General features: G+C 62.6%; 25 protein-coding genes and 2 pseudogenes. 8 read left to right on the top strand and 19 right to left on the bottom strand.

Translation table 11 applies throughout. From position 1 onward, the window contains the following. Window positions 1–17 precede the first annotated feature (17 nt). Window positions 18–479: a c-type cytochrome gene (locus V6M63_RS13805; RefSeq protein WP_332742691.1), complete on the bottom strand. Its 462-nt coding sequence runs from the start codon at window positions 477–479 to the stop codon at window positions 18–20. Window positions 480–1,081: 602 nt separating this feature from the next. On the opposite strand from V6M63_RS13805, the gene V6M63_RS13800 reads away from it, so the two are divergent. The 4 genes from V6M63_RS13800 (at window position 1,082) to V6M63_RS13785 (ending at window position 4,152) form a co-directional block, all read left to right on the top strand. Next, window positions 1,082–1,471 carry a DUF302 domain-containing protein gene (locus tag V6M63_RS13800; protein ID WP_332742690.1) on the top strand — a complete coding sequence of 130 codons (390 nt, stop codon included), beginning with the start codon at window positions 1,082–1,084 and terminating at the stop codon, window positions 1,469–1,471. 110 nt (window positions 1,472–1,581) lie between these two features. Next, window positions 1,582–2,301, top strand: coding sequence for a Crp/Fnr family transcriptional regulator (locus V6M63_RS13795; protein WP_332742688.1), 720 nt, complete (start codon window positions 1,582–1,584; stop codon window positions 2,299–2,301). 30 nt (window positions 2,302–2,331) lie between these two features. Then, window positions 2,332–3,033, top strand: coding sequence for a Crp/Fnr family transcriptional regulator (locus tag V6M63_RS13790; protein WP_332742686.1), 702 nt, complete (start codon window positions 2,332–2,334; stop codon window positions 3,031–3,033). A 120-nt stretch (window positions 3,034–3,153) separates the two neighbouring features. Then, window positions 3,154–4,152 (top strand): aldo/keto reductase, encoded by a 999-nt coding sequence (locus V6M63_RS13785; protein ID WP_332742684.1) that lies wholly within the window; start codon window positions 3,154–3,156, stop codon window positions 4,150–4,152. A gap of 12 nt (window positions 4,153–4,164) precedes the next feature. On the opposite strand, the pseudogene V6M63_RS13780 reads toward V6M63_RS13785, so the two are convergent. Together V6M63_RS13780 and V6M63_RS13775 are read right to left on the bottom strand one after the other, a co-directional pair. Further along, window positions 4,165–4,248: pseudogene (locus tag V6M63_RS13780) on the bottom strand (YciI family protein); the annotation flags it as partial. 8 nt (window positions 4,249–4,256) lie between these two features. Next, window positions 4,257–5,042, bottom strand: a complete 786-nt coding sequence (locus V6M63_RS13775; RefSeq protein WP_332742682.1) for an SDR family oxidoreductase — start codon at window positions 5,040–5,042, stop codon at window positions 4,257–4,259. Window positions 5,043–5,147: 105 nt separating this feature from the next. Between V6M63_RS13775 and V6M63_RS13770 the strand changes: the two genes are divergently transcribed. Further along, window positions 5,148–6,044 (top strand): AraC family transcriptional regulator, encoded by an 897-nt coding sequence (locus tag V6M63_RS13770; protein ID WP_332742680.1) that lies wholly within the window; start codon window positions 5,148–5,150, stop codon window positions 6,042–6,044. A 33-nt stretch (window positions 6,045–6,077) separates the two neighbouring features. Here the strand turns inward: V6M63_RS13770 and V6M63_RS13765 are convergent. Further along, window positions 6,078–6,437: pseudogene (locus tag V6M63_RS13765) on the bottom strand (YciI family protein); the annotation flags it as partial. Window positions 6,438–6,532: 95 nt separating this feature from the next. Continuing rightward, window positions 6,533–7,114, bottom strand: a complete 582-nt coding sequence (locus V6M63_RS13760; RefSeq protein WP_332742678.1) for a TetR/AcrR family transcriptional regulator — start codon at window positions 7,112–7,114, stop codon at window positions 6,533–6,535. A gap of 104 nt (window positions 7,115–7,218) precedes the next feature. Between V6M63_RS13760 and V6M63_RS13755 the strand changes: the two genes are divergently transcribed. Continuing rightward, complete coding sequence (locus V6M63_RS13755; protein WP_332742676.1) at window positions 7,219–7,806, top strand: NAD(P)H-dependent oxidoreductase; 588 nt, start codon at window positions 7,219–7,221, stop codon at window positions 7,804–7,806. A gap of 78 nt (window positions 7,807–7,884) precedes the next feature. Here the strand turns inward: V6M63_RS13755 and V6M63_RS13750 are convergent, their stop codons facing one another. From V6M63_RS13750 to V6M63_RS13720, 7 genes are all read right to left on the bottom strand, one after another. Further along, a complete protein-coding gene (locus V6M63_RS13750) occupies window positions 7,885–8,511 on the bottom strand; it encodes a hypothetical protein (RefSeq protein ID WP_332742675.1) in 627 nt (208 codons plus the stop codon). Window positions 8,512–8,635: 124 nt separating this feature from the next. After that, a complete protein-coding gene (locus V6M63_RS13745) occupies window positions 8,636–9,391 on the bottom strand; it encodes a hypothetical protein (protein WP_332742987.1) in 756 nt (251 codons plus the stop codon). A 105-nt stretch (window positions 9,392–9,496) separates the two neighbouring features. Next, the gene (locus tag V6M63_RS13740) at window positions 9,497–10,993 is read right to left on the bottom strand and encodes a tripartite tricarboxylate transporter permease (protein WP_442909590.1); all 1,497 of its coding nucleotides are present in this window, start codon (window positions 10,991–10,993) and stop codon (window positions 9,497–9,499) included. Continuing rightward, window positions 10,990–11,490: a tripartite tricarboxylate transporter TctB family protein gene (locus V6M63_RS13735; RefSeq protein WP_332742673.1), complete on the bottom strand. Its 501-nt coding sequence runs from the start codon at window positions 11,488–11,490 to the stop codon at window positions 10,990–10,992. The genes V6M63_RS13740 and V6M63_RS13735 overlap by 4 nt, the downstream gene beginning before the upstream one ends. Before the next feature lie 86 nt (window positions 11,491–11,576). Then, a complete protein-coding gene (locus V6M63_RS13730; RefSeq protein ID WP_332742671.1) occupies window positions 11,577–12,671 on the bottom strand; it encodes a tripartite tricarboxylate transporter substrate binding protein in 1,095 nt (364 codons plus the stop codon). Continuing rightward, complete coding sequence (locus V6M63_RS13725) at window positions 12,668–13,459, bottom strand: 3-ketoacyl-ACP reductase (RefSeq protein ID WP_332742669.1); 792 nt, start codon at window positions 13,457–13,459, stop codon at window positions 12,668–12,670. Before V6M63_RS13725 ends, V6M63_RS13730 begins: the two co-directional genes overlap by 4 nt. Window positions 13,460–13,494: 35 nt before the next feature. After that, on the bottom strand, window positions 13,495–14,415 hold the full coding sequence (locus tag V6M63_RS13720; RefSeq protein WP_332742667.1) for a shikimate dehydrogenase family protein: 921 nt from the start codon (window positions 14,413–14,415) through the stop codon (window positions 13,495–13,497). A gap of 109 nt (window positions 14,416–14,524) precedes the next feature. On the opposite strand from V6M63_RS13720, the gene V6M63_RS13715 reads away from it, so the two are divergent. Next, window positions 14,525–15,310 carry an IclR family transcriptional regulator domain-containing protein gene (locus tag V6M63_RS13715; protein WP_332742665.1) on the top strand — a complete coding sequence of 262 codons (786 nt, stop codon included), beginning with the start codon at window positions 14,525–14,527 and terminating at the stop codon, window positions 15,308–15,310. 33 nt (window positions 15,311–15,343) lie between these two features. Here V6M63_RS13715 and V6M63_RS13710 read toward each other — a convergent pair whose 3' ends face one another. The 6 genes from V6M63_RS13710 to V6M63_RS13685 all read right to left on the bottom strand — a co-directional run bounded on the left by V6M63_RS13710 (window position 15,344) and on the right by V6M63_RS13685 (window position 19,945). Next, window positions 15,344–16,066, bottom strand: coding sequence for an anti-sigma factor (locus tag V6M63_RS13710; protein ID WP_332742663.1), 723 nt, complete (start codon window positions 16,064–16,066; stop codon window positions 15,344–15,346). Continuing rightward, window positions 16,063–16,635, bottom strand: a complete 573-nt coding sequence (locus tag V6M63_RS13705; protein WP_332742661.1) for a sigma-70 family RNA polymerase sigma factor — start codon at window positions 16,633–16,635, stop codon at window positions 16,063–16,065. Before V6M63_RS13705 ends, V6M63_RS13710 begins: the two co-directional genes overlap by 4 nt. A gap of 70 nt (window positions 16,636–16,705) precedes the next feature. Beyond that, window positions 16,706–17,101: a COG4315 family predicted lipoprotein gene (locus V6M63_RS13700; RefSeq protein ID WP_332742659.1), complete on the bottom strand. Its 396-nt coding sequence runs from the start codon at window positions 17,099–17,101 to the stop codon at window positions 16,706–16,708. A gap of 162 nt (window positions 17,102–17,263) precedes the next feature. Then, the gene (locus tag V6M63_RS13695) at window positions 17,264–17,968 is read right to left on the bottom strand and encodes a PEP-CTERM sorting domain-containing protein (protein WP_332742657.1); all 705 of its coding nucleotides are present in this window, start codon (window positions 17,966–17,968) and stop codon (window positions 17,264–17,266) included. Window positions 17,969–18,053: 85 nt separating this feature from the next. Beyond that, a complete protein-coding gene (locus V6M63_RS13690) occupies window positions 18,054–19,442 on the bottom strand; it encodes a YihY/virulence factor BrkB family protein (RefSeq protein WP_332742655.1) in 1,389 nt (462 codons plus the stop codon). Window positions 19,443–19,552: 110 nt separating this feature from the next. Continuing rightward, window positions 19,553–19,945, bottom strand: coding sequence for a VOC family protein (locus V6M63_RS13685; protein WP_332742653.1), 393 nt, complete (start codon window positions 19,943–19,945; stop codon window positions 19,553–19,555). A 136-nt stretch (window positions 19,946–20,081) separates the two neighbouring features. Between V6M63_RS13685 and V6M63_RS13680 the strand changes: the two genes are divergently transcribed. After that, window positions 20,082–20,909 (top strand): DUF72 domain-containing protein, encoded by an 828-nt coding sequence (locus V6M63_RS13680; protein ID WP_332742651.1) that lies wholly within the window; start codon window positions 20,082–20,084, stop codon window positions 20,907–20,909. Window positions 20,910–21,331: 422 nt separating this feature from the next. On the opposite strand, the gene V6M63_RS13675 is transcribed toward V6M63_RS13680, so the two are convergent. Continuing rightward, entirely contained in the window at window positions 21,332–21,775 is a 444-nt protein-coding gene (locus tag V6M63_RS13675) for a hypothetical protein (RefSeq protein WP_332742649.1), read from the bottom strand. Window positions 21,776–22,019 lie beyond the last annotated feature (244 nt).

Below are 22,019 nucleotides of genomic sequence, written 5' to 3'. Positions count from 1 at the left end.
CCGCCAGCGCACTGCCTTCACTTGACCTGGATTCGGTTGATGTATTCCAGCAGGCCCAGGATGCGCGCGCGCACATGCGCCTCGGCGTTGTAGGGCGCCTCCATGAAGTACTCAGCGTCCTTGATGCGGTAGTCGCGCCCCCACACCGGCATGTCGCGCGAGCCGTGGGCCGGCACTTCCGCGCCGTCGATCACGTCGTACAGCCGGTTCATGGGCAACACGCCGCCGTTGTTCTTTGCCAGCATCGTGAGGTCGGGCGGGATCCTGGTCAGAAAGGGCACGAGCGGGCCGTTGCCCTTGCCGTTGGTGCCATGGCAACTGGCGCAGTTGGCGTCGAACTCGCGCTTTCCAGGGTCGACGGCAGCGGGGCGTGCCTGCGCCAGCGCATTGCTGGCCAACACGGTGAAACCCAAGGACAGCCAAAGGGATGTTTGCAGCTTCTTCATGGGGACGTCCTCCAGTTCGAGATCTGCGTCCATGTTCGCGCTGGAGAATGTGCGGCGCATTGACTTGTCTCAAACGCTCTGCAGGTAGGCTGCCGATGCGGTTCTGCACAAGGTCAACGCGCCGGCGGCTCCAAGACGTGGATGTGCGTCCAGATCGGTGGGTTGTCGGGTTGCTCACGACAATGGGTCATTCCTCAATTTCGGTATGAACTGCGGCTTCATTGAGCCTGCTCAATGCCAGCACCACCGGCCCACCGCAAACTGCAGTGGCCGATGTTTCTCCGGATAGAACCGGAGTTCAGAGGCCAAGTGAGGATTCCCCCTGAGGGGGGCGTTTCCAGCGTGTGTTGCCACACTCTGGTGGATGAAGGCAACCTCAGACCGGCTAAACCCAGTGGGCATCGCCGGGGACCTTCACCATGGCCCGCCATTCGCAAGGGTGGTGGGCCATCTTGTTTTCGAACCGTGCTGGCCATGCGGCAGAAAGGTTGAACATGAAAACCGCTTGCGCTCTTCGTGACCGGGCTTGGAAAAGGGATTCAAGCATGACGCGCCGGGCCAGACCATCCAAGGCCAACACCTCCAGCAAACGCATCGCGGTCCAGTGATGCGATTGACCAGCGAGGAGAAGCAAGTTGTACGGATTCAACACGACGATCGAGCTTTCGTTCGATGACGCCCTTGAGCGTGTCATGGCAGCGCTCAAGCAGGAAGGCTTCGGTGTCCTCAGCGACATCGACGTTCAGGAAACGATGAAGAAGAAGCTCGGCGTCGACATGCCGCCCTACCGCATCCTGGGCGCCTGCAATCCACCTCTGGCGCACAAAGCCTTGCAAGCCGAGCCCGACATTGGACTGCTGCTGCCATGCAACGTGGTTGTGCGCCAGGAAGCCGAAGGCCGCGTCTCGGTGGCGTTCATCGATCCGCTGGTGATGATGGAGATGGTTGACAAGCCCGAGGTGCAAGCTGTCGCAAAGGAGGCCGAGCAACGACTGCGGCGTGCTTGCACGAGCCTGGCGCACTGAGGTCTTGACTTTTTCGAACGGATAAAAGGTAGTTTCCGCTCAAGAGGTGGGCGCGTAGAGTGAGCAAAGAGCCGAGTTTCACGACAAACACCACGCAGGAGGGGGGCTCCTTGGAAGAACCATTCAACCCACGCCAGAACAAGCTGCTGGCCTGTTTGCCCGACGCCGAGTGGCAACACTGGAAACCCCAGCTTGAGCTGGTGGAACTGCCGCTGGGCAAGACGCTGTACGAGCCTGGTGCGCAGCAGACCTTCGTGTACTTCCCCACCAGCGCGATCATCTCGATGCTCCACGTGCTGGACGACGGATCGTCGGCTGAGATCGCGGTCGTCGGATTTGAAGGCATGGTCGGCATCTCCATCCTGATGGGCGGCGGCTCCACACCGAGCCACGCCGTGGTGCAAAGCGGAGGCATGGGCTATCGACTGCGTGCCGATGCCTTCAAGGGCGAGATCGAGCGTTCCACCCCGGTCATGCACCTGATGCTGCGCTTCACGCAGGCCCTCATCACGCAGATGAGCCAGACCGCGGTGTGCAATCGCCACCACTCGCTGGAGAAGCAGTTCGGGCGCTGGCTGTTGCTCAGCCTGGACCGCTTGCACGGCAACGAAGTGGTGATGACGCAGGAGCTGATCTCCAACATGCTGGGCGTGCGCCGCGAGGGTGTCACGGAAGCGGCGCTTCACCTGCAGGCCGCCGGCGTCATTCGCTACGCGCGCGGCCACATCTGGGTGCTGGATCGGCCCCGGTTGGAAGAACGCACGTGTGAATGCTATCGGGTGGTGAAGAAGGAATACGAACGCCTGCTCCCAGCTCTCGAAGCGACCTGATCTGACTGATTGACGCGCGTGAATGTCCACATGAAAACCACCGAAAACGACCTCATCGAACGCCTGCCCAAGGCGGTGCGCAAACGCTTTCTCGCGCTGTGCGAGCCGTTTGAACTTGTGCTCTCGGCCGAACTCGGCGTGCGCGGCAAGGAATTGAGCCACGCCTACTTTCCCCGCTCTGGATTCATCTCGCTCGTGATCGACATCGACAGCCACCCACCGCTGGAGGTGGGCATGGTCGGACACGAGGCCATGCTGGGCTCAGAGCTGGTGCTGGGGCTGGTCAAGACACCCTGGCGCGCTTTGGTGCAGGGGGCGGGCAGTTGCTGGCGCATTGAAGCTCGGGCGCTTCAGAAGGCCATGGAGGACATCCCCGCGTTGCAGGACGTGATGAAGCGCACCTTGATGGTCCGCTTGCACCAGCAAGCCCTGTCATCGGCCTGCGAGCGCTTCCACCCGATTGAACAGCGGCTGGCGCGCTGGCTGCTCATGAGCCAGGACCGTGCCGATGCCAACCACTTCTATGTCACTCAGGAGTTCATCTCACTGGTGCTTGGCGTGCGGCGCGTGAGCGTAACCAAGGCTGCGGGTGACCTCAAGAACGACGGCATCATTCAATACACCCGTGGCCAACTCAAGGTGCTTGACCGGGCCGGGCTCGAGCGCAAGGCTTGCACCTGCTATGAGGCAGACAAGCGGCTGAGCACCATTCTCATGAACGAGAAAAACTAGAGTCGAACCCGTGGGGTGGGGTGTCACATGCTTGCCTCATGATGTGAGGGCGGCAACAGCTGCAACGCGCTGTCCAGGCATGCTCGACAGACCATCTTTCCACTGACTCACATGACATCCATGAAACACCGCAAACTGGGCGCCTCGGGCCTCGTCACATCCGCCCTGGGTCTGGGCTGCATGGGCATGAGCGAGTTCTATGGCCAGACCGACGATGCCGACGCGCTGCGCACGCTTGAGCGTGCGCTGGAACTGGGTGTCACGCATGTCGACTCGGCCGACACTTACGGCCACGGTCACAACGAAACGCTCTTGGGCCGTTTCATGGCTCAGGGCGGTGCGGCGCGGCGCCAGCAAGTGATTCTGGCCACCAAGTTCGGCATCGTGCGTGTGGCTGGTCAGTACGAACGGCACATCGACAATTCCCCGGCCTACATACGAGAGGCCTGCGATGCCTCGCTGCGGCGTCTGGGGGTGGACCACATCGACCTGTACTACTGCCATCGCCGCGACCCGGCGGTTCCCATCGAAGAGGTGGTGGGCGCCATGGGTGAGCTGGTGCAGGCGGGCAAGGTCAAGGCCATCGGCCTGTCGGAGGTGTCGGTCGAGACGCTGCGCCGTGCCCAGGCGGTGTTTCCCATCGCTGCCGTGCAAAGCGAGTATTCCTTGTGGAGCCGCGAGCCCGAGGCGGGCATGCTGGCGGCCTGTGCCGAGTTGGGCGTGGCTTTTGTGGCCTACAGCCCGCTGGGCCGCGCCTTCCTCACCGGCACGGTGGACGTGGGCCAGTTGGCCGACAACGATTTCCGCAAGAACAACCCGCGCTTCGTGGGCGAGGCGCAGGCGGCGAACCAGCGCCTGGTGGCCGCGCTGACCAGCTTCGCCGCCGAACGGGGGCTGAGCAACTCGCAGGTCGCGCTCGCCTGGATGCTAAACAAGCACCCGCACGTGGTGCCGATTCCGGGCACACGCCGCATCGCCTACCTGGAAAGCAACGTGAGCGCGGTCGACATCGTGCTCACGCCCAGCGAGATCGAGCAACTGGACCGGCTGTTCGATCCGATGGCCGTGGCCGGCGCACGGTATCCCGACGCGGGACTGCTGGGCATCGAAGCCCGGTAGACCTCAGGCCAGGTCGGCCGCTTCAAACAGCGGCCGGATCTCGATCTCGCTCGGTCCCGGCATGGGGTTGGGGCAGCGCCGAACCCAGGCGACCGCCCCGGACGTCACAACGCAATGGCGTGTTCCCGCGCTGTTTCTGAAAGGAACGGTTTCTGCGCAGCCAATGTCACCGCATCCGCGCCGGCCGGGAACCGCAGCCGGGGTGTGGTGTCGTTGGCGGCCAGCCACACGGCTTCGGCCACGTCCTGTTCGCTCGTGACAGCCGATGGCTGTCCGAGGCTGGCAAAAATGGATTGGGCGTAGGCCGCATACGCCGGCGGGATCAGGCCCTGCATGCGCTCGCTGCCATTGGCCGTGAACCGCGTGGTGGGCGCGTAGCCCGGCTCGACCAGCTTCACCTGCACGTTGAAGGCCTCCAGCTCCAGCGCCAGAGATTCGGTGAAGCCCTCTATGGCTGTCTTGCTGGCGGTGTAGGCCGCCACCATCGGCATGGGGGCCAGCGTGGCGCTGGAAGTCACGTTCACCACCCGGCCACTGCGGCGGGCCCGAAACTGCGGCAGCGCCGCCTGGGTCATGGCCATGGTGCCGAAGGTGTTGGTTTCGAAGATCTCGCGCACCGTCGACATGGGCGTGGCTTCGAAAGCACCGAAGAGGCCCAGACCGGCGTTGTTCACCAGCACGTCGACGGGGCCCACGTTTTCCAGTGTGCGAGCGATGCTCTCGGGGCAGGTCACGTCCAGTGGCAGCACATGCAGGCGTGAAGACAAGGGCAGAAGGTCGGTACGCGGGGTGCGCATGGTGGCGTACACCTTCCAGCCGCGGGTGTGGAAATGCCGGGCGGTTTCCAGGCCATAGCCGGACGAGCAGCCCGTGATCAGGACGGTTTTCATTGCGGAACTCCTTTGGGGAAGTGGTTGGGAAGAACGCAACGATACCGGGCGTCGTCCGGACTATCTACAATCATAAGTCCACAGTTTGTTTGCAGGAGTCCGGAGATGGTCGATCCGCTGGCAGAAGTCATCGCCCTGCTGCGACCGCGCGCGGTGTTCTCCAAGGTGATCAGTGGCGCTGGTGCCTGGGCCGTGCGCTATTCGGCGTTCGGCCAGCCCAGCTTCTGCACGATGCTGGAGGGGCAATGCGTTCTGTCGGTGAAGAAGGAGGAGCCTGTCACCCTGGAGGCGGGGGATTTCGTGCTGATGCCTGCCACGCCAGGATTCGTGCTTTCAAGTCGTGAGCCCGCTGTGCCGGTCTTTCTCGATCCCAAAAAAACGCAGGGAACCACAGGAGAGCTGCGGCACGGGCGGCGCAAGGGGCCTCCTGATGTGCGCATGCTCGGCGGCTATTTCGAGTTCGATTCCCCGGATGCCGCGTTGCTGGTGTCGCTCCTTCCCGTGCTCCTGCATGTGCGTGGCATCGAGCGCCTGCCGATTCTGGTGAAGCTGGTCAGGGAGGAATCCCTTGAAGCGCGACCGGGTCGTGAGCTGGTGCTCGGTCGGCTGGTGGAGGTGTTGCTGATCGAGGCACTGCGAGCGACCACTGGAGACAGTGCCCCGCCGGGTCTGCTGCGCGGTCTTGCCGACACCCGGGTTGCCGTGGGCTTGCGCCTGATGCACGGTGCCCCTGCGCACACATGGACGGTGGACGCGCTCGCCAGGGAGGCTGCCTTGTCCCGATCAACATTCTTCGAGCGGTTCTCACGCGCCGTGGGCTTGCCCCCCATGGAATACCTGCTGGCCTGGCGCATGGCCCTGGCCAAAGACATGTTGAGCCGCAGCGGCGTGGCCATCGCGGAGGTGGCAGAGCGGGTGGGCTACAGCTCGGCCAGCACATTCAGCACTGCATTCAGTCGCCACGTGGGACAGCCGCCGGGCAGGTACGCGCGCCAACCATAGGCCCTTGCCCTCGGACGCAGGATATCAGCTCAGATCGGCCGCCTCGTACAGCGGCCGGATCTCGATCTCGCTCGGTCCCGGCATGGGATTGGGACAGCGCCGAACCCAGGCGACCGCCTCCTCCATGTCCTTCACTTCCCACAGCCAGAAGCCGGCGACCAGTTCCTTGGTTTCTGCAAAAGGCCCGTCAATCACCCTGCGGTCGGCACCATCAAACGCGACGCGCTTGCCTTGCGACGAGGGCTTGAGGCCATCAGCGGCCAGCAAGATGCCGGCATCGCGCAGCTCATCATTGAATCGGTCCATCGCCTCGAACATCTCGGTCGCCCAGGGGGTGGACAGCAAGCCCTTCTCGCTGTCTTCAGTCGCCTTCACAAGCACCATCACGCGCATGGCCATCTCCTTGGTGGATCCGGCCGAAACGGCCAGGTATCGCAACGACGAAAGGGGTCGCAGGAAATCGACACGTAGCAGCCTGTGTCGCGGCCTCAGCCGCCCACCGGCGCCAGCCAGGCGCGCAGGTAGGGCAGCAGCCGGTCCTTCATGGGTTTGTCGCGGTGCAGGGCGCAGAAGTTCAGCGCCAGGGTCTGCACCAGAAAGGCTTCCACACCCTCGACCAGGATGTCCTTCGGCACGTCCTTGCGGAACGCGCCGTGATCCAGCCACTGGCCCAGGATCTCTTCGAGCCGCCCGAAGGTGAGGGCGATGGGGCCGATCTCTTCCATCGCGGCCGCGCCCGAACGGCGCAGGATCACGTCGAACACATAGCGCTCGGACGCCATCAGGTCCACCACCGGCATCAGGCGCTTGGTCAACTGCTCCACATCGCGTGGGGCGGGTCGCGCGGCCATCTGGTCGAGCAGCGCGTTGATGCGCTCGCCAATGAGCAGGTCCATCAGTTCGTCCTTGTCCTGGAAGTGCGCAAAGAAGGTGCCTTTGGCCACACCCGCGCCCAGCACCACCTCTTCAATGCGCAAGGCCTCGAAGCCTTTGTCGGTCACGAGTTCGTGCGCCACGGCGGTCAGGCGGGCGCGGGTGTCAAGGGTTCGTTGCTGGACGGCTTTTCGCATGGGGATGGGCTCACGTGGAAAAGTGACCAAAGTCAAAATAAATTGACCACGGTCAAATAAATGGCTATAAAACTGACTCCGGTCAATTTTACAGGAGCCACGTCATGAAACGCATCTTCATCCTCAATGGCCACCCGGCCGAGACCTCGCTGTCACGAACCCTGGTGGAAGCCTACGCCGACGCCGCGCGCCAGGCCGGGCACGAGGTTCGCCTCACCCATCTGCACGACCTGCACTTCGACACCGACTTTGGCTGGGTCGATGTCGAGAGGCCCAAGCCGCTGGAACCCGCGCTGGAACAGTTGCTGCAAGACCTGTCGTGGAGCGAGCATTTCATGATGTCCACGCCCATGTGGTGGGGCGGCCTGCCCGCCAAGCTCAAAGGCCTGTTTGACCGGGCGCTGCTGCCCGGGCGCGCCTACGACACACGCAACAAGAGCCTCATCGGGCTGCCCCGGCCCATGCTCACCGGCCGCACCGCACGGGTGGTGATCACGTCGGACACACCCGGCTGGTTCCTGCGGCTGGCCTACAAGAACGCGCTGATCTGGCAACTGCGCCGGCAGATCCTGGAGTTCGTCGGCCTCAAGCCGACACGGCTCACGCACCTGGGGCCGGCGAGTGAGCCGAAGGCGGGGGAGGTGCTGCGGTGGGTGGCGCAGGTGCGGGAGTTGGGGAGTCGGGCGGTTTGAGCGGGGGCGCTTGGGGTGGGCGGCCGGTACGCCTTCCGTCGCTGATGTCCCAGTCGTTGGAGTTAGCAGGCGAGTAGGTTAGGCCGTATTCGCATCCTCGGCCGCTATCCAGCGTTCAAAGACGGCCTCAAACAGTTTCTCTGATGCTTCCAAGAACGAAAAAACAAAGGTAGGTTGGACCGTTAGCCCGCCTATCTCAGAGTTCTGAATTTCAGTTGACCGCGCGAGAAGAAGCTGCTTCACGAGTGGGCGTGGTTCTTGGCCCAGATCGCCCGCACTGTGGACAATTGCGTTCCGGATCAGCCGATAGGCGTCAACTTCATCCCAGAGCGACTGTTGGACCACGAGGCCTGAGACTTTGGTTATGACTTTTCGTGATTTTTGGAAGGGGGAGTCGCCGGCCAGGTCCTTTAGGGTCAAGCCGGTCCCTCCTGTCCTGAGCAATGTCTTTGCGACTCCAACTAGCCGGGTTTCAACTACGGTGTATGCGAGCGCCAGTAGGCTTTGCTGTTGCTGGTTCGGGAACCTCCTGACTAGAAGTTCATACGTATCCGAGTTGTTCTCGAAGTAGGCCTCACGCTCATCCTGAGACAACTCTGAGACCGCGCTGGCAACATGGGCCTCATGCTTCCTAGCTTCCGAAAGTATCAGCTCCGTTGTCAGGCGCGCATATGCCCTGACGTCCTCCAGCTCGGAACGAGTCAACCGGCGGTGTGCGTATACGACGAAACGCTTTTGGGGCCGAGGACGAATTCATGTACTCGGGTAACCGTAGGATTGTCCAGTCACCGCCCTCAGGATATCCATGGCAACTGGATGAAGAATCAGTCTATGACTGTGCAAAGTGAAGCTGCACGGTGGCCTTCAGTTGCTCGGCGTACTGGAACACGTCATCTACCGATTCAATGTTCATCACCTCTTCCTCCTTGCCGGCGTTGAACAGTCCTAAGCGAAGCTTCTGCGTGTTGTTGAAGCGCAAGCGGCAGATGGGCTTTCGGTTGTTGTCATCGAGTAGCACAGCGCAGTAAGACTGCGCGTCGCGGATGAATATGCGCTTGGGTGGGACAACATCGCGAAGGATCGCCCTGACCAAGTGAAACGCTTCCAGTTCCTCGAGTGAAGTCTCAAGCTGAGCCTGAGCTTCGCTCGGGCTTAAGGACTTTGCTTCTTCCGCGCTTGGGGAAGAGATCGAGCCTGCCGGGGCTTGCAGACTCACAACGGACACGGCTTCTGGAGACATCGCGCCCTTCAGTCGTGCATTGATGCGCTCACCGATCAGTTGCTCAAATGCACGGCGAGTAATCGGCGTGAATTGCTCGCGAATCGCGGCTGTGAATTTCCGGTTCCCGATCATGTCGCCGGCAAGAAGACGGACGACTTCCTCTGGTGGACTTTCAATCCAAGCCACGAGCTTGGTCTGTATGGCTCGGGTGTACTTAAGTTCGTTCGCCGTCGTCAGGATCGTTTCCAGATCGAAGGCAGATTTTGCAAACTTCTTGAGTTCTTCGACATCTCGCTCGCGGAAGTCCAGGATGTTGAATTCGAAGAAGGGCTTCTCGTCCCTCCTCCGCCGTCCCCGTCGCATTCATTTCTTCAGGCTCGCCACCCGGCTGCGCCACCGCATCCCGCAGCGCTTCAAACACGCTGATCGCCAGCAGGAACGGTGGCTCGCCCACGGCCTTGCTGCCGTTCATGCCGGTCGGTTGCGCAGCCGCTTCCACCAGGCGGTCTGGCTGACGATGGTGAAGGTGAGCGCGGCGAGGATGATGGCAGACAGCGGGGAGGTGAAGAACTCGCCGACGAACTGGCCAACATTGCCTTCTGCTGAAATCATGGCCTGTCGATAGCTTCGATCCATCATCGGACCGAGGATGATTCCCAAGATGACAGGACCTACCTGGTAGCCGTACATCTTCAGGAAGTAGCCAACCACCCCGAAGCCGAGCATCCAGTAAACATCGGTGGGGTTGTTGCTGATCGCGTATGCGCCCACTGCAGACAACACCAGAATCAGCGGCAGCAAGACAGGTTTTGGCGTTTCGACAATCTTGGCAAACATCTTGATGCCGGTCAGACCAAAGATGAGCAGGAAGATGTTGGCCAACGTGAGGCAACCCACCGTGAACCAGAACAGGTGGGGTGTCTCCACCATCAGGAGTGGTCCTGGCTTCAAGCCGTGTATGTACATCGCGCCGATGATCACGGCGGTCACTGCATCACCGGGGATTCCCAGCGTCATCATGGGAATGTAGGCGCCTCCGATCGCGGCGTTGTTGGCGGACTCGGGTGCCACCAATCCCTCAACCGCTCCCTCGCCGAAGGGGACCTCGGGGTTCTTGACGCTGCGCTTGGCGTGGTCGTAGGCCATCAGTGCGGCAATGTCGCCGCCCGCGCCAGGCAGTGCGCCCACCACAACGCCGATGGCCGATGTCCGCGTTGCCAATGGGAGGTGTTTGCGAACCACGCTCCAGGACGGGATGATCTTCGACACGTTCTGCTTGACTGTCTGGAGCTTCAATTCGTGCAATTGCGCCAGGACCTCGGCGACGCCGAAGAACCCGATCATGGCGGCGACATACGAGATGCCCGCGGTGAGCTGGAGGCTGCCGAACGTGAAACGCGATTCGGCGGTCATGGGGTCCAGCCCGACCGAGCCGATCAGGACGCCGAGCGCGCCCGCAAATATGCCTTTGGCCAGCGAGTCACCGGACAGGCTGCCGACCAGCAGGATCCCCCACAGCGCCAGCATCAGGTAGTCGCGTGGAGCGAACTTCAGGGCGAGTTCCGATACCGCAGGTGCGGCCAGCGCGAGCGCCATGATGCCGATGAATCCACCGAAGACCGAGATGATGGTGGTCAGTCCGATGGCCTGGCCCGCCTCTCCGCGCTTGGCCATGGGATAGCCGTCCAGCGCCGTGGCGATGGCCGAAGGTGCCCCGGGGATGTTCAGAAGAATGGCACTGCGCGAACCGCCATAGACACCGCCAAAATAGATGCCGGCGATCAGCGCCAGGGCCGAGTTGACGTCCCACTTGAAGGTGAACGAGATCAGGATCGACACCGCCATCGTCACCGAAAGTCCGGGAATCGCGCCGATGTAGATGCCTGCAAATGTGCCGACCGCCGTCAGCATCAGCAGTTGGGGATCCAGCCAGGGGATCAGGAAGAAGCCAAGCACTTCGCTCATGACAGCATCCCTTGCAGCAGTTTTCCGCTGGGTAGAACGACCGAAAATGCCGTTTGAAAGATCACGTGGATGGCAGCCAGGCTGAGTGCGGACACCACCAGATTGAGCACGATGCGCCGGCTGCCGAGCAACCACATCGAAACCACCAGAAAGACATACGACGACACCAGGAAGCCCGCCCATTCCAGTGCGAGCATGTAGGCGAACGTTGCGGCTGTGAAGCCGATCAACACACCGGGTGTCAACTGGCGCATGAACTGCTGTGGCAGCGTTTCACCTTCCAGGGGCGGGCTTGGCTTCTCGCGCAGGGTGTGCACGACATTGGCCAGCCCGGTGATGACCATGACACCGGTTGCCACCATCGGGAACGAGCCTGCCGAAGTCAGTGACTCGAAGCCCGAGATGCCGTAGGCGGTCCAGAGCATGAATGCACTGAACATCAACAGCAGCACGGTGAATGCCATTTCGCCGGGCAGCCGGCTTCGTTGGGTGTGCATGATGAAGAATTCCTTGGAGATGTTTCAGGTGTCCGTGGTCGTGCAGGGCCCGGCGATTCGATGCCCGCCAGGCCTCGTGGGGGCGCTCAGGGCTTCGCGATGCCCAGGTCGGCGGGGTTCTTCTTCGCCACGCCCACGTCCTGGTAGGTCCACGCAGTCACCGACTGCCACTTCTTCAGGAAGGCTTCGGCTTCGCCGCCCGACAGGTTCATCACCACATTGCCTCGGGCAACCATCAGCTCTTTGAACTTCGGATCGTCGACGGCCTTCTTGAAGGCGGCTGTCAGACGGGCCTTGACTGCATCGGGCGTGTCCTTCTTGACGAAGACGCCGTAGAACGGACCCCAGGGCAGGTATTTTTCCAGGGCGGGAAGATCTTTGGTGATCGGGGGAACATCGCCAAAGGGCTTCTCGTCAATGGCGGCCAGTGCTTTCAAGCGACCTGCCTTGATGTGTTCGGCCGCAGCACCCGCGCCAACAAACATCAGATCAACGTGACCGCCGAGCAAGGCTGTCACGCCGGGTCCGTCGCCATCAAAAGGAACAGAGGTCACGGGAAACTTGGTGACGGTGGAGATCATCGCGCCAACAGTGAAGGGCAGGCCACCAGTGCCGGTGGACGCTTGTTTGATCTTCCCTGGGTTGGCCTGCACGTCGGCCAGCAGATCCTTGAAAGACGTCCACGGCTTGTTGGGGGTCGTCACCACCAGAACGTTGCCTCGGCCAATGATGTTCACGGGATAGAACCTGGAATAGTCGAGATCGCTGATGCCCAGGATCGGGTGCAGCTGCGGGTTCTCGGCACCAAACAGCAAGGTGTAGCCGTCGCTGGCCTGCTGGTTGATGAAGTTGGTGGCGATCGCCCCCACGCCGCCGGGCTTGTTCTGCAGCACGATCTTTTTGCCCAAGGCTTCTTCGGCGCCCGGCGTCAGTGCACGGCTGACGACGTCCGTGGCTCCGCCCGCGCCCCACTGGATGATCCCGGACAGCTCGCGCTCCGGAAAGCCTTGCGCCGATGCGCCTGCCGTGGCAGCCACGCACGCCATGGCAGCGATGATGTTTCGGATCGGTTTCATTGTTGTCTCCTGATGGTTGGGAAGTGGAAAAAAAGGTCGACATGCGACCGGAGGAAAACCTGCTGTTCGGGATGGGTGTTGCCTGTTCGGTCGTTGTCGGTTCAATAGCGATGGATCAGCATGCCGCCGTCGACCTTGATGGCCTGACCCACGGTGTAGGGCAGCAAACCCAGAGCCAAGGTGCTGACGGTTCTGCCCACTTCTTCTGGCCTGCCCCAGCGCGGATTGACAAGCCAGCCGCGTTCAATCTCGGCGTCGTAGTGTGCCTTTGACGCCAGGCTCATGTCGGTTTCGATCAGTCCTGGTATCACTTCATAGACACCGATGTCTTCTTCACCAAGACGCACGGCGAACAATGAAGACACCATCGCAAGAGCCGCTTTGGAGACGCAGTATTCAGCGCGCTGGATCGAAACCGCTTGGGCATTCGAAGACGTGATCGTGATGATGCTTCGGTGGTGTGTTCTCTCGGTGTCCTTCAAAAGGCCGCGGGCAAAAGCCTGGGTGAGAAAGAAGGTGCCACGGGTGTTGATATGGAGGCAGCGATCAAATGCCTCGGGGGTCACATCCAGCAGGTCGCCGCGCGACAACACGGAGACGCCAGCGTTGTTGACAAGACAGTGGATACGCCCGATGGCAGCTTCGGCGCAGTCCAGGAAGCCCATGTGGGCGGAAACGTCGCCAAGGTCGACCGGCACCGCAGCAGCACGTACCCCCAGGGCGTTTGCTTCATCCACCACCCGGTGCAGTTCGTCACTGTCCTCAAGGTCGGACAGAACGAGGTCGAAGCCGGAGCGTGCCAGGGTCAGTGCAATCGCCCTGCCGATGCCTCGGCGGGCGCCGGTGACCAGCGCGGCGGGCCGGGACGGTGGGTTGCAGCTTGTGGACGGCATGGTTTGGAGACGGTGGGGTAGCGGCTGCGGTTGAATCAGGCCGCGTGGCCGCGACCCGACATTGCGCTGCGCACCGAGCGCATCGCTGGATGATCAGCTTGGCGAAGTTCCTTGGCAACCGTGTCGTACCCGAAGAAATCGAGGTAGTCGGGGATCTGCTGGACCATCATCTCGTGACCCGAAAAGGCACGGATTCCCCTGTCCAGGCAGGCGCGCTCGATGGGCGTGGGTTGACTTTTCATGAGGATGTCGATCACGGTGGCGCTGCGCTCCAGGCGCAGGGGATCAAAGGGCATCGGATCGTTCGCGTTGAGCCCGAGAGGCGTTGTGTTGATCACCAGATCGAAGCCCGACGGATCGTTGCTGGTGGCGACATGCGCGCTGGTGCGCACCGAAGGGACGGTTTTCAATACCTCCACCAGATGGCTCGCGCGCTCAACGGCTGTATCGAATACCGCAAGTTGGACGGGGCCGTCGCTGAAGGAGGCGAGTGCACTGGCAATGGCCAGGCCGGCGCCGCCCGCGCCCAGCAGGAGCGCCCTCCGTCCAGCGAGGTCAACGCCATGGTGGCGCAGCGCGCCGACGAAGCCGCTGCCATCAAAAAGGGCACCTTCAAGGGCGGCGTCGCCACTGCGGCGCACGGCGTTCGCCGCGCCCGCCAGTCTCGCCGCTGCATCGACCCGGTCGAGCAGCTTCGTCAACCGCGTCTTGTGCGGAATGGAGACCAGCATTCCCCGCACATTGCCTGCCACCAGCGCGCTGGTCACGAACGAATCGAACTGCTGCTCGTTGATCCAGATGGGCACGCACACCGCATCCACGTCAAAGCGCGAAAAGATCAGGTTCAATGCCTGTGGTGCCATGACCTGGGCGATGGGGTTGGCGACGGTGAGGATCAGTTCGGTGGTTCCCCGAACCGTGGGGGTCGCAGAGGCTGGGGGCTTGATCTGGGGCATGGCGGCGACTGTACGAACAGCCGCCAACCGCGTGAAGAGACGTTTCCCCCGGTGCGACCGATAATCGGACGCGCTTGTCCGATCTCCGGGCATACCTATCGCTTTCCCTATGTCCGCCTCCCCACTGCACGCCGAGTTTCCGATTGATCCGGCCGACCTGATTGCCGGTCTGGGCCGAGGTTTGTCGGTGATCGAGTCTTTCGACGATGAGCACCCGAGGATGACCGTCAGTGAGGTGTCTCAACGCACCGGTATTCCCCGCACGGCGGCGCGCCGTTACCTCTTGAGCTTGTGCCATTTCGGTTATGCACAGACCGATGGAAAACACTTCTGGCTGGCGCCGCGCGTGCTTCGGTTGGGTCAGAGCTATCTCGGTGCCGCTCGCCTGCCGCGGCTTGTTCAACCCTTTATTCAGCGGCTGTCGATGGCGACCGGCGAGACTGTCAATGTCAGCGTGCTCGATGGCCATGAGGTCGTCTACATCGCCCGCAGCAACAGTCCCCGGGTGGTGTCGATCGGCTTTCACTCGGGCGCGCGAGTCCCGGCGCATGTGGTCACACCAGGCGTCGTGCTGTTGGCGCGGTTGAGCGATGAGGCCCTGTCGAAATGGATCGATGAGCATGAATTCGCGGTGTTCACCACGCACGTCACTTGCGATGGCAAAACCTTTGTCGAATGGGTGCGCCAGGCGAGGCGGATGGACCACTGGATCACCATGCAGTTGCTGGACCCGGGCCTGATGGGTGTTGCGGTTGCGCTTGTCGATCGGCACGGCAACTGCAAGGGAGCGCTGGGCATGACACTGCAGGTCCAGGCCTGGTCGATCAAGACAGTGGAAGAAAAATTGCTTCCCTCGCTGCGTGAGACGGCGATGGCGCTGTTGCCCTTGATCTAGGCTGAGCCGGTGCCTGGGGCTCGCCAGCCCCGCTCAACGCCAGAGCTTGCCGCACAGCCCGCGGTAGACATAGGGCAACGTGGGTGCCTCGGGGCGGGTGCCCGAAGGCTCCAGGGACACCGCCAGCTCCACCGCCGGGAAGAACACCTGCTCGGCGGTCTCGGTCAGGTCGAGGTGGGTGAACTTGCCATTGGGCAGCGGCCCCACGGCGGCGACCGCCCCCGCCTTGTCGATGCGCCAGAGGTAGAGGGTCTGTCCTGCGGGCACTTCGACAGGCGTCACCTGCTTGATGTCGACCCGCTTGCCATTGCGCAGGCTGGAGACGATCAGGCCTGGTTGTCCCTGGGCCGTGGCGAGCACACCCACATAGCTGTCGGGCAATTCCATGCCGCGTTGCTGCTCGGTGTGGGCTTGCCACACGACCGGCACCAGGGCGCCCAGGAACAAGCCCGCTGCCAGCGCCCCCGCGGGCGCCGGGGCCAGCAGGCGACGCCACCAGGAGGGCGCGGCCTCGGCCGCGGTGGTGCGGGTCGTCGCTTTCGCGATCCGGGTCCACAACGCGGCGCTGGGTGCCTGCTCGGGCAAGGCCCGATGCAGGGGCGCCAGGCGTTGTGTCCAGTCGTTCACGGCGGCCACCAGTTCGAGGCGGCTATGCATGGCCGATTCAAACCGGCGCCGCGCGCCGCCGCGCAAGGTGCCGGCCACATAGGCCGCGGCCAGCTGATCGATGGCCGAAGGATGGTGGTACCAGTTCATGCCAGGGCCTCCATGCAGCCCTTGAGCCGCATCAAGCTGCGCCGCGTCCAGGCCTTGACGGTGCCGAGGGGGCGCGCCATGCGCTGGGCGATCTCGGTGTGGGTCAGGCCGTCTTGAAAGGCCAGCAACAGGGCCCGCCGGGGTTCGGGCTCCAGCGTGCCCATGCAATGCGTCAGTTGCGCATCGTCTTCATGGGCCAGCAACTGGTTCATGGGGGACGCATCTTCGGCCTGCGCATCGTGCATGCGCTCTTCGCCGTGCTCGCCGCGCCAGTGCAGCGGCTCTTCGGGTTTGCGTTTGCGCAGCAGGTCGATGGCGCGGTGCCGGGTGACCACGCAGAGCCAGGCCAATGTGCGGTGCTGCCCCGGCGCAGCGTTGGCAGCGCGGTTCCAGATCGAGGTGAAGACCTCCTGCAGCACATCCTCGGCCATCGCGTGGTCTTGCGTCACGCGCATGGCCACCGCCATCAGACGGCTGGCGCCCAGGCGGTAGAGGGCCTCGAACGCCTGGGCGTCGCGCAACGCCACACGCGCCAGCAGGCCGGCGACTTCATCACGGTCATCGATCAAGAGGAACCCCCGAATGCAACGTGGCCGAGCATACCGCTGAGGCATGCCCGGCCTGGGAAACGCCGGCGGCTCAGTACGTCGATGTGGCGGCGGCGGCGGTCTTGGCGCCCGGCTTGGAGGAGATCACATGCCACACGCCGCCCTGGCCGTCACCGTTGCGCTCACCGGGCTTGGCATCGCCGGCAAAGTAGTAGAGCGGCTTGCCGTTCATCGTCCATTGGCGCGTGCCGCTGATCAGGCCGAATTCGCCCTTGGCCGCCGCCTCGGGCTTGGCGGTGAAGGCCGGCCACGCCACCAGGCAAGCACCGCTGCAATTGCTCTTGCCCGGCTCGTCCTTGTCGAAGATGTAGACCGTGCGACCGGCCGCGTCGGCCAGCACGCCGTCACGCACGACGGGCTGCGCCTGCACGGCAGCGGCGGCGAACAGGGACAGGGCGCAGGCGGCCAGGAGAGTGGTTTTTTTCATGATGCATTCGTCCTAAAAGATGTTGGGTTTCGGGCCCGCACCATTGCGTGCCTGCCTTTAGAACGGAGGAGATGGGCGCCTGGATGCAGGGGCCTGAAAAAAAAATGGAAGCGGCCAGCAGGGGCAGGGCCTCTCCGGAGCTGCGACTCAAGGTCGCAAGCATCACTCTGCGAAGCCGATCCGGCTCACTTGTCTGGGTGGGGCCAGCGGGACGGGCCGCCGCTTGCGGCTCCACACCAGTGCCAAGAGGGCGAGACCTGCCAAGGCGAGGGAAGAGGGTTCAGGCACTTCCTGGGCGCGTTCACTTCCATCGATGCGGAATGCCATGTCCAATGTGGTGTCGAGGCGCGCGCCGACACCATCGTTCTGCCACTGGGTCGCCGAAGAACCGAAGCCCGTTGTCGAGCTGGCCATGATGGCGTAGTTGATCTCCGTATCGTGCTGAAAGCCAATCCAGTAGGTACCTGCCGCCAGATCGATGCTGGTGTTCAGCCTCAGATCGAAGACGTTGTCTCCCAGGCCGTTGGGCGTGGGGCTGGCGTCTTGCGTGGCCACCGTTTCCAGCAGCGCGCCGCCCCCGAACACCGGGTCGGCGCTGTAAATCCAGGCACGCGCGCCATTGAAGTCGGCAAGGCCACCATAGAGGTAAGCCGTCCAACCGATCGACGTGATGGTCGAGTTGGTGCCGAGCGTGAAATCTTCAAAGATGGTCCAGGTGCCGATGCATATGCCGCTGTCTTCGGCGCAGCGGTTCGAGTTGCCAGCGGTGGGACCGTTCGAGAACAGCAGCGCGGCCGACGCCGGCAATGCCATCGACAGCGTGATGACGGCGAGCGCCACTGCGTTGGTCAAGCGTTGAGTGAACATCGATTCTCCTTTCGGTTCGTTTGTCCGGTCACAGCCACCGATGCCCACAGACACGGCCAGCAGTCTATCGGAGCGATCATGAAAATCAACCTTTTGCAGTCTGTCCCATCCGCTGCCCCGTCCCCGCCCTCAAAACCTCTTCCGCCGGCCCGGGATCCGCTGGCGTGGCATTGCCTTGCTGGACCAGGTCGTGCAGGCTCATGCCCGCCAGCGAGGTGGCTGCCGCCTGCTGCAGCTGCGTGACCAGCCTGTCCACCGCGACCGTCGTCGGCACCCCCGCGGGTGACAGAAAGCCGTCTTCACCGGCAGCGCGCACCGCCTCCAGCACGTCAGCCAGCAGGATGCGGGCCGGGCTGCGCGCCGGCAGGTACCTGCACGGCTCTTCGACGGTGGCGACCACCAGGGCCTTGCGCTCAAGCTCGTCGAGCACCACCATCAACACATGCCCGGGCACCTTCAGGTGCTGGGTGAATGTTTCCTGTGATGGCGCCGCCTCGCCATGAACGAAGCGCCTGGCCACCAACTCCATGATCGCCAGGGCCAGCCGTTCACGCATGCGGTTGCTCAGGCGCGGCTCGCCGCCGCGCAGGTACAGGTACTCCGGGTGCTGCACGTAGAACGCAACGCTGGCACCGAACAGCAGCACCAGCCAGCTCAGGTAGAGCCAGATCATGAACAGGATCACGATGGCGAAGCTGGCATAGATGGCGGCGTAGTTGTTCGACGTGGAAATGAACAGCGCGAACGCCCAGCCCGCCGTCTGCCACGCGAGACCACCCACGGCGCCACCCACAATGGCCGGCCACAGGCGCACGCGCGTGTTGGGCATGAACAGGTAGATGAAGGTGAAGGCTGCGGTGATCAGCAGGTAGGGCACCAGCCGACTGAGCGCCTGCACCAGCTGGCTCAACACTTCCACCGACATCAGGCCGCGCACCAGCTCGATGTTCATCACCGTCGCGGTGGCGCCCAGCGCGGAAAACACCAGGATGGGGCCGACCATCAGCACCGTCAGGTACCGCGTGAACCGTTCGCCCAGGGGGCGCGTGCGCGGCGCGTGCCAGATGTAGTTCAGCGACTCCTCGATCTTCTGGATCAGCGAGATCGACGTGTACAGGAGCAGCGCAAGCCCGACCGCGCCGAGCACGCCGACGTTCATGTTGTCGATGAAGCCGGTGATGCGCAGCGCAATCTCTCCACCCTTCTCGCCCAGCGGTGCGAGCAGGTTCAGCAACATGGGCTGGATCTGGTTCGTGACACCAAACGCCTTGAGCACGGAAAAGCTCAGCGCCAGCAGCGGCACGATGGACAGCAGCGTGGTGTAGACCAGGCCCATCGCGCGCAGCGTGAGCTGCCCGAAGGCCAGGTCGCGACCCAGGATCAGGACGGTGCGCGCCAGCCGCAGCAAGCCGGTGTCGCGGGCGGGTGTCCACACCAGCGATTCAATACGGTCCTTCAGCGAGTCAAGGGGCATTTGCGTCGGTCACCAGGTCGATTTGGCATCAAACGGTACCACGCTGCCCGTTTCTTCTCCAACCGCGATCAGCCTTTCGATCTCGGCGTCTTGCCCATTGACCGTGGCCCTTATGGCACCCGGTACAGCGCGCAGAGTTTGTTGCCGTCCGGGTCGCGCACATAGGCCAGGTGCATGCTGCCCGATGGGCCGCCACGCGGGCCGGGTGCGTCTTCAATCGACACGCCACCCTGCGCCACCGCCGTGTCGTGAAACGCCTGCAACTGCTCGGGTGACGAACACTTGAAGCCGATGGTGCCGCCGTTGGCAGGGCACGCCGTTTCGCCGTTGATGGGTTCGCTCACGCAGAACGATGTGCCTTCGTGGCGAAAGAAGAGCCGCTTGTGGCCCGAGCCTGCCGTGTTCTGCACCGGTTCGCCCACGCCGAGCGTGCCGAGCACCGCGGTGTAGAAGATCTTCGAGCGCTCAAGGTCGTTGGACCCCACCATCACATGACTGAACATTGTTTTTCCTTGTGGCAAAAAATTGTGCTGGTGGATGGTAGCGCCCGGCCCATCGAGGCGGCCTTCTTCTCTGACCGCCTCGCGTGAGAAGAATCCCGTTAGAGTGGCAGCGGATCACTTTTGCGGGAAGACGAACATGGCCACAAGACAAGCAGCGTCGGGCACCGTCAGAGCGGGCATTGGCGGTTGGACGTACGAACCCTGGCGCGACAATTTCTACCCCAAGGGCCTCGCGCACAGCAAAGAGCTCGCTTTCGCCAGCGCTCACCTCACGGCGATCGAGGTCAATGGCACCTACTACAGCACCTTCAAACCACCGACCTTCGCGAAGTGGCGGGACGAGACACCCGACGGTTTCATGTTCTCCCTCAAGGCCAACCGCTTCGCCACCAACCGCAAGGTGCTGGCCGACGCGGGCGAGTCCATCGAACGTTTCGTCGGCAGCGGCCTGAGCGAGCTGGGCCCCAAGCTCGGGCCACTCGTGTGGCAGTTCGCGCCAACCAAGCTGTTCGATCCGGTGGACTTCGAGGCGTTTCTGAAGCTGCTGCCGGGCAAGGTGGATGGCTTGCCCCTGCGCCACGCGCTGGATGTGCGGCACAACAGCTTCATGGACCCGGCGTACCTGGCCTTGGCGCGCAAGTACCGGTGCGCGACGGTGTTCACCGATTCGGACGACTACCCGTCGTTTGCCGACCTGACGGCGGACTTCGTCTACGCGCGTCTGATGCGCACCGACCCGAAGGTGAAGACGGGTTATGCGCCCAAGGCGCTGGACCGGTGGGCCGAGGCAGCGAAGACGTGGGCGGCCGGCGGTGAGCCCGCCGATGTGCCACGGCTGGAAGGCCCCGGAAAGAAGGCCGGGCCGCGTGACGTATTCATGTACTTCATCAGCGGCGCCAAGGAACGGGCGCCTGCGGCGGCGATGGCGTTGATCGAACGCCTGAACAAGGCTGTCCCTGCCTGAACCTGCGGGCCCTCGGCCGCTGCGCCGAGCAAACCGCTCAGCGTTGGGGGCCATGGTGTTGCGCTCGGGATGGTGGTGGCGCACGATGGCCTGGATGAAAGCAGTGATGTCTTGGCCGAGGACCAATCCCGGGTCCGGCTGGCCGAAGGCAGAAGCGCCGTCACATCCGCTGCCTCCAGCAACGCGTGGGACGCGGCACCCGCCGACCGCCCTTCGCACCAGACCCGGCTGGTTCATGCGGCTAGCCTACAAGAACGCGCTTATCTGGCAACTGCTGCGGGAGACACTGGAGTTTGTGGGCCTGAAGCCAACGAGGCACGCGCAACTGAGTCCGGCGAGTGAGCCGAAGACGGGTAAGGTGCATCGGCGGGTGGCTCAGGATCAGAGGTGTGGGAGTCGGACCGTTTGAGTTGGATTCAAAGTTAACTGGACTTTTTCAGTGGTGACGCCAAATGCTCAATGAACACGGTCATCTCATTCTTCACGGTCTCAACCTCATCCAAGGAAAAAGTAATCGACTCACCAACAGCAAGATTTACCTTGAGGGATCTAGGTAGCACTTTTGCGAGCTGACGCACCGTCCTATCCGAAACACGCCCGCCTGCATGGACGATGGCGTGTCTGCAGGCTTGTGCTGCGATTATGTTGTTCATCCTCTGATCTCGCGCCGGTTCAAGTGATGTGTAGGTCGAAAATGCTCGAACGGTAGCGCCCATGTCCTGAAAGGTGTAATCGTGCTTAGCTATTAATAGATCTGGCACGGCACCGACCAGGCTCCAGTCTCTTTCTTTAAGGTCGATTACGCTGAGCTTGAACTCTTCTTCTAGCAGTTTTCCTGGGTTATCTGAGGCAAGTTGCTCTGTCACTGCTTGTCGGAACAAATCACCAAGAGCAGAAGCGAAGTGTGAGACAAGTAGAACAACTGCTTGATTGTAGATTGCTTGATACTTTCCCCGAATGCTTTCGTTTTGTCGAATGCCTCTAATTAGTCGGACCTGATTTATTCAGATTGACGCAAAGGCCAAGCGATGGGCTGAGCTGCTGAGTGCGTGAACAAGCGGCATGCGCGGCATCGGAGACCAGTTCGGCGATAGGCCCGCGATCTGGCAC

This window comes from Hydrogenophaga sp., assembly GCF_036675665.1.
Taxonomy (GTDB): domain Bacteria; phylum Pseudomonadota; class Gammaproteobacteria; order Burkholderiales; family Burkholderiaceae_C; genus Hydrogenophaga.
The sequence above is the reverse complement of the archived record's forward strand: the minus strand, read 5'-3'. Positions and strand labels throughout refer to the sequence as shown.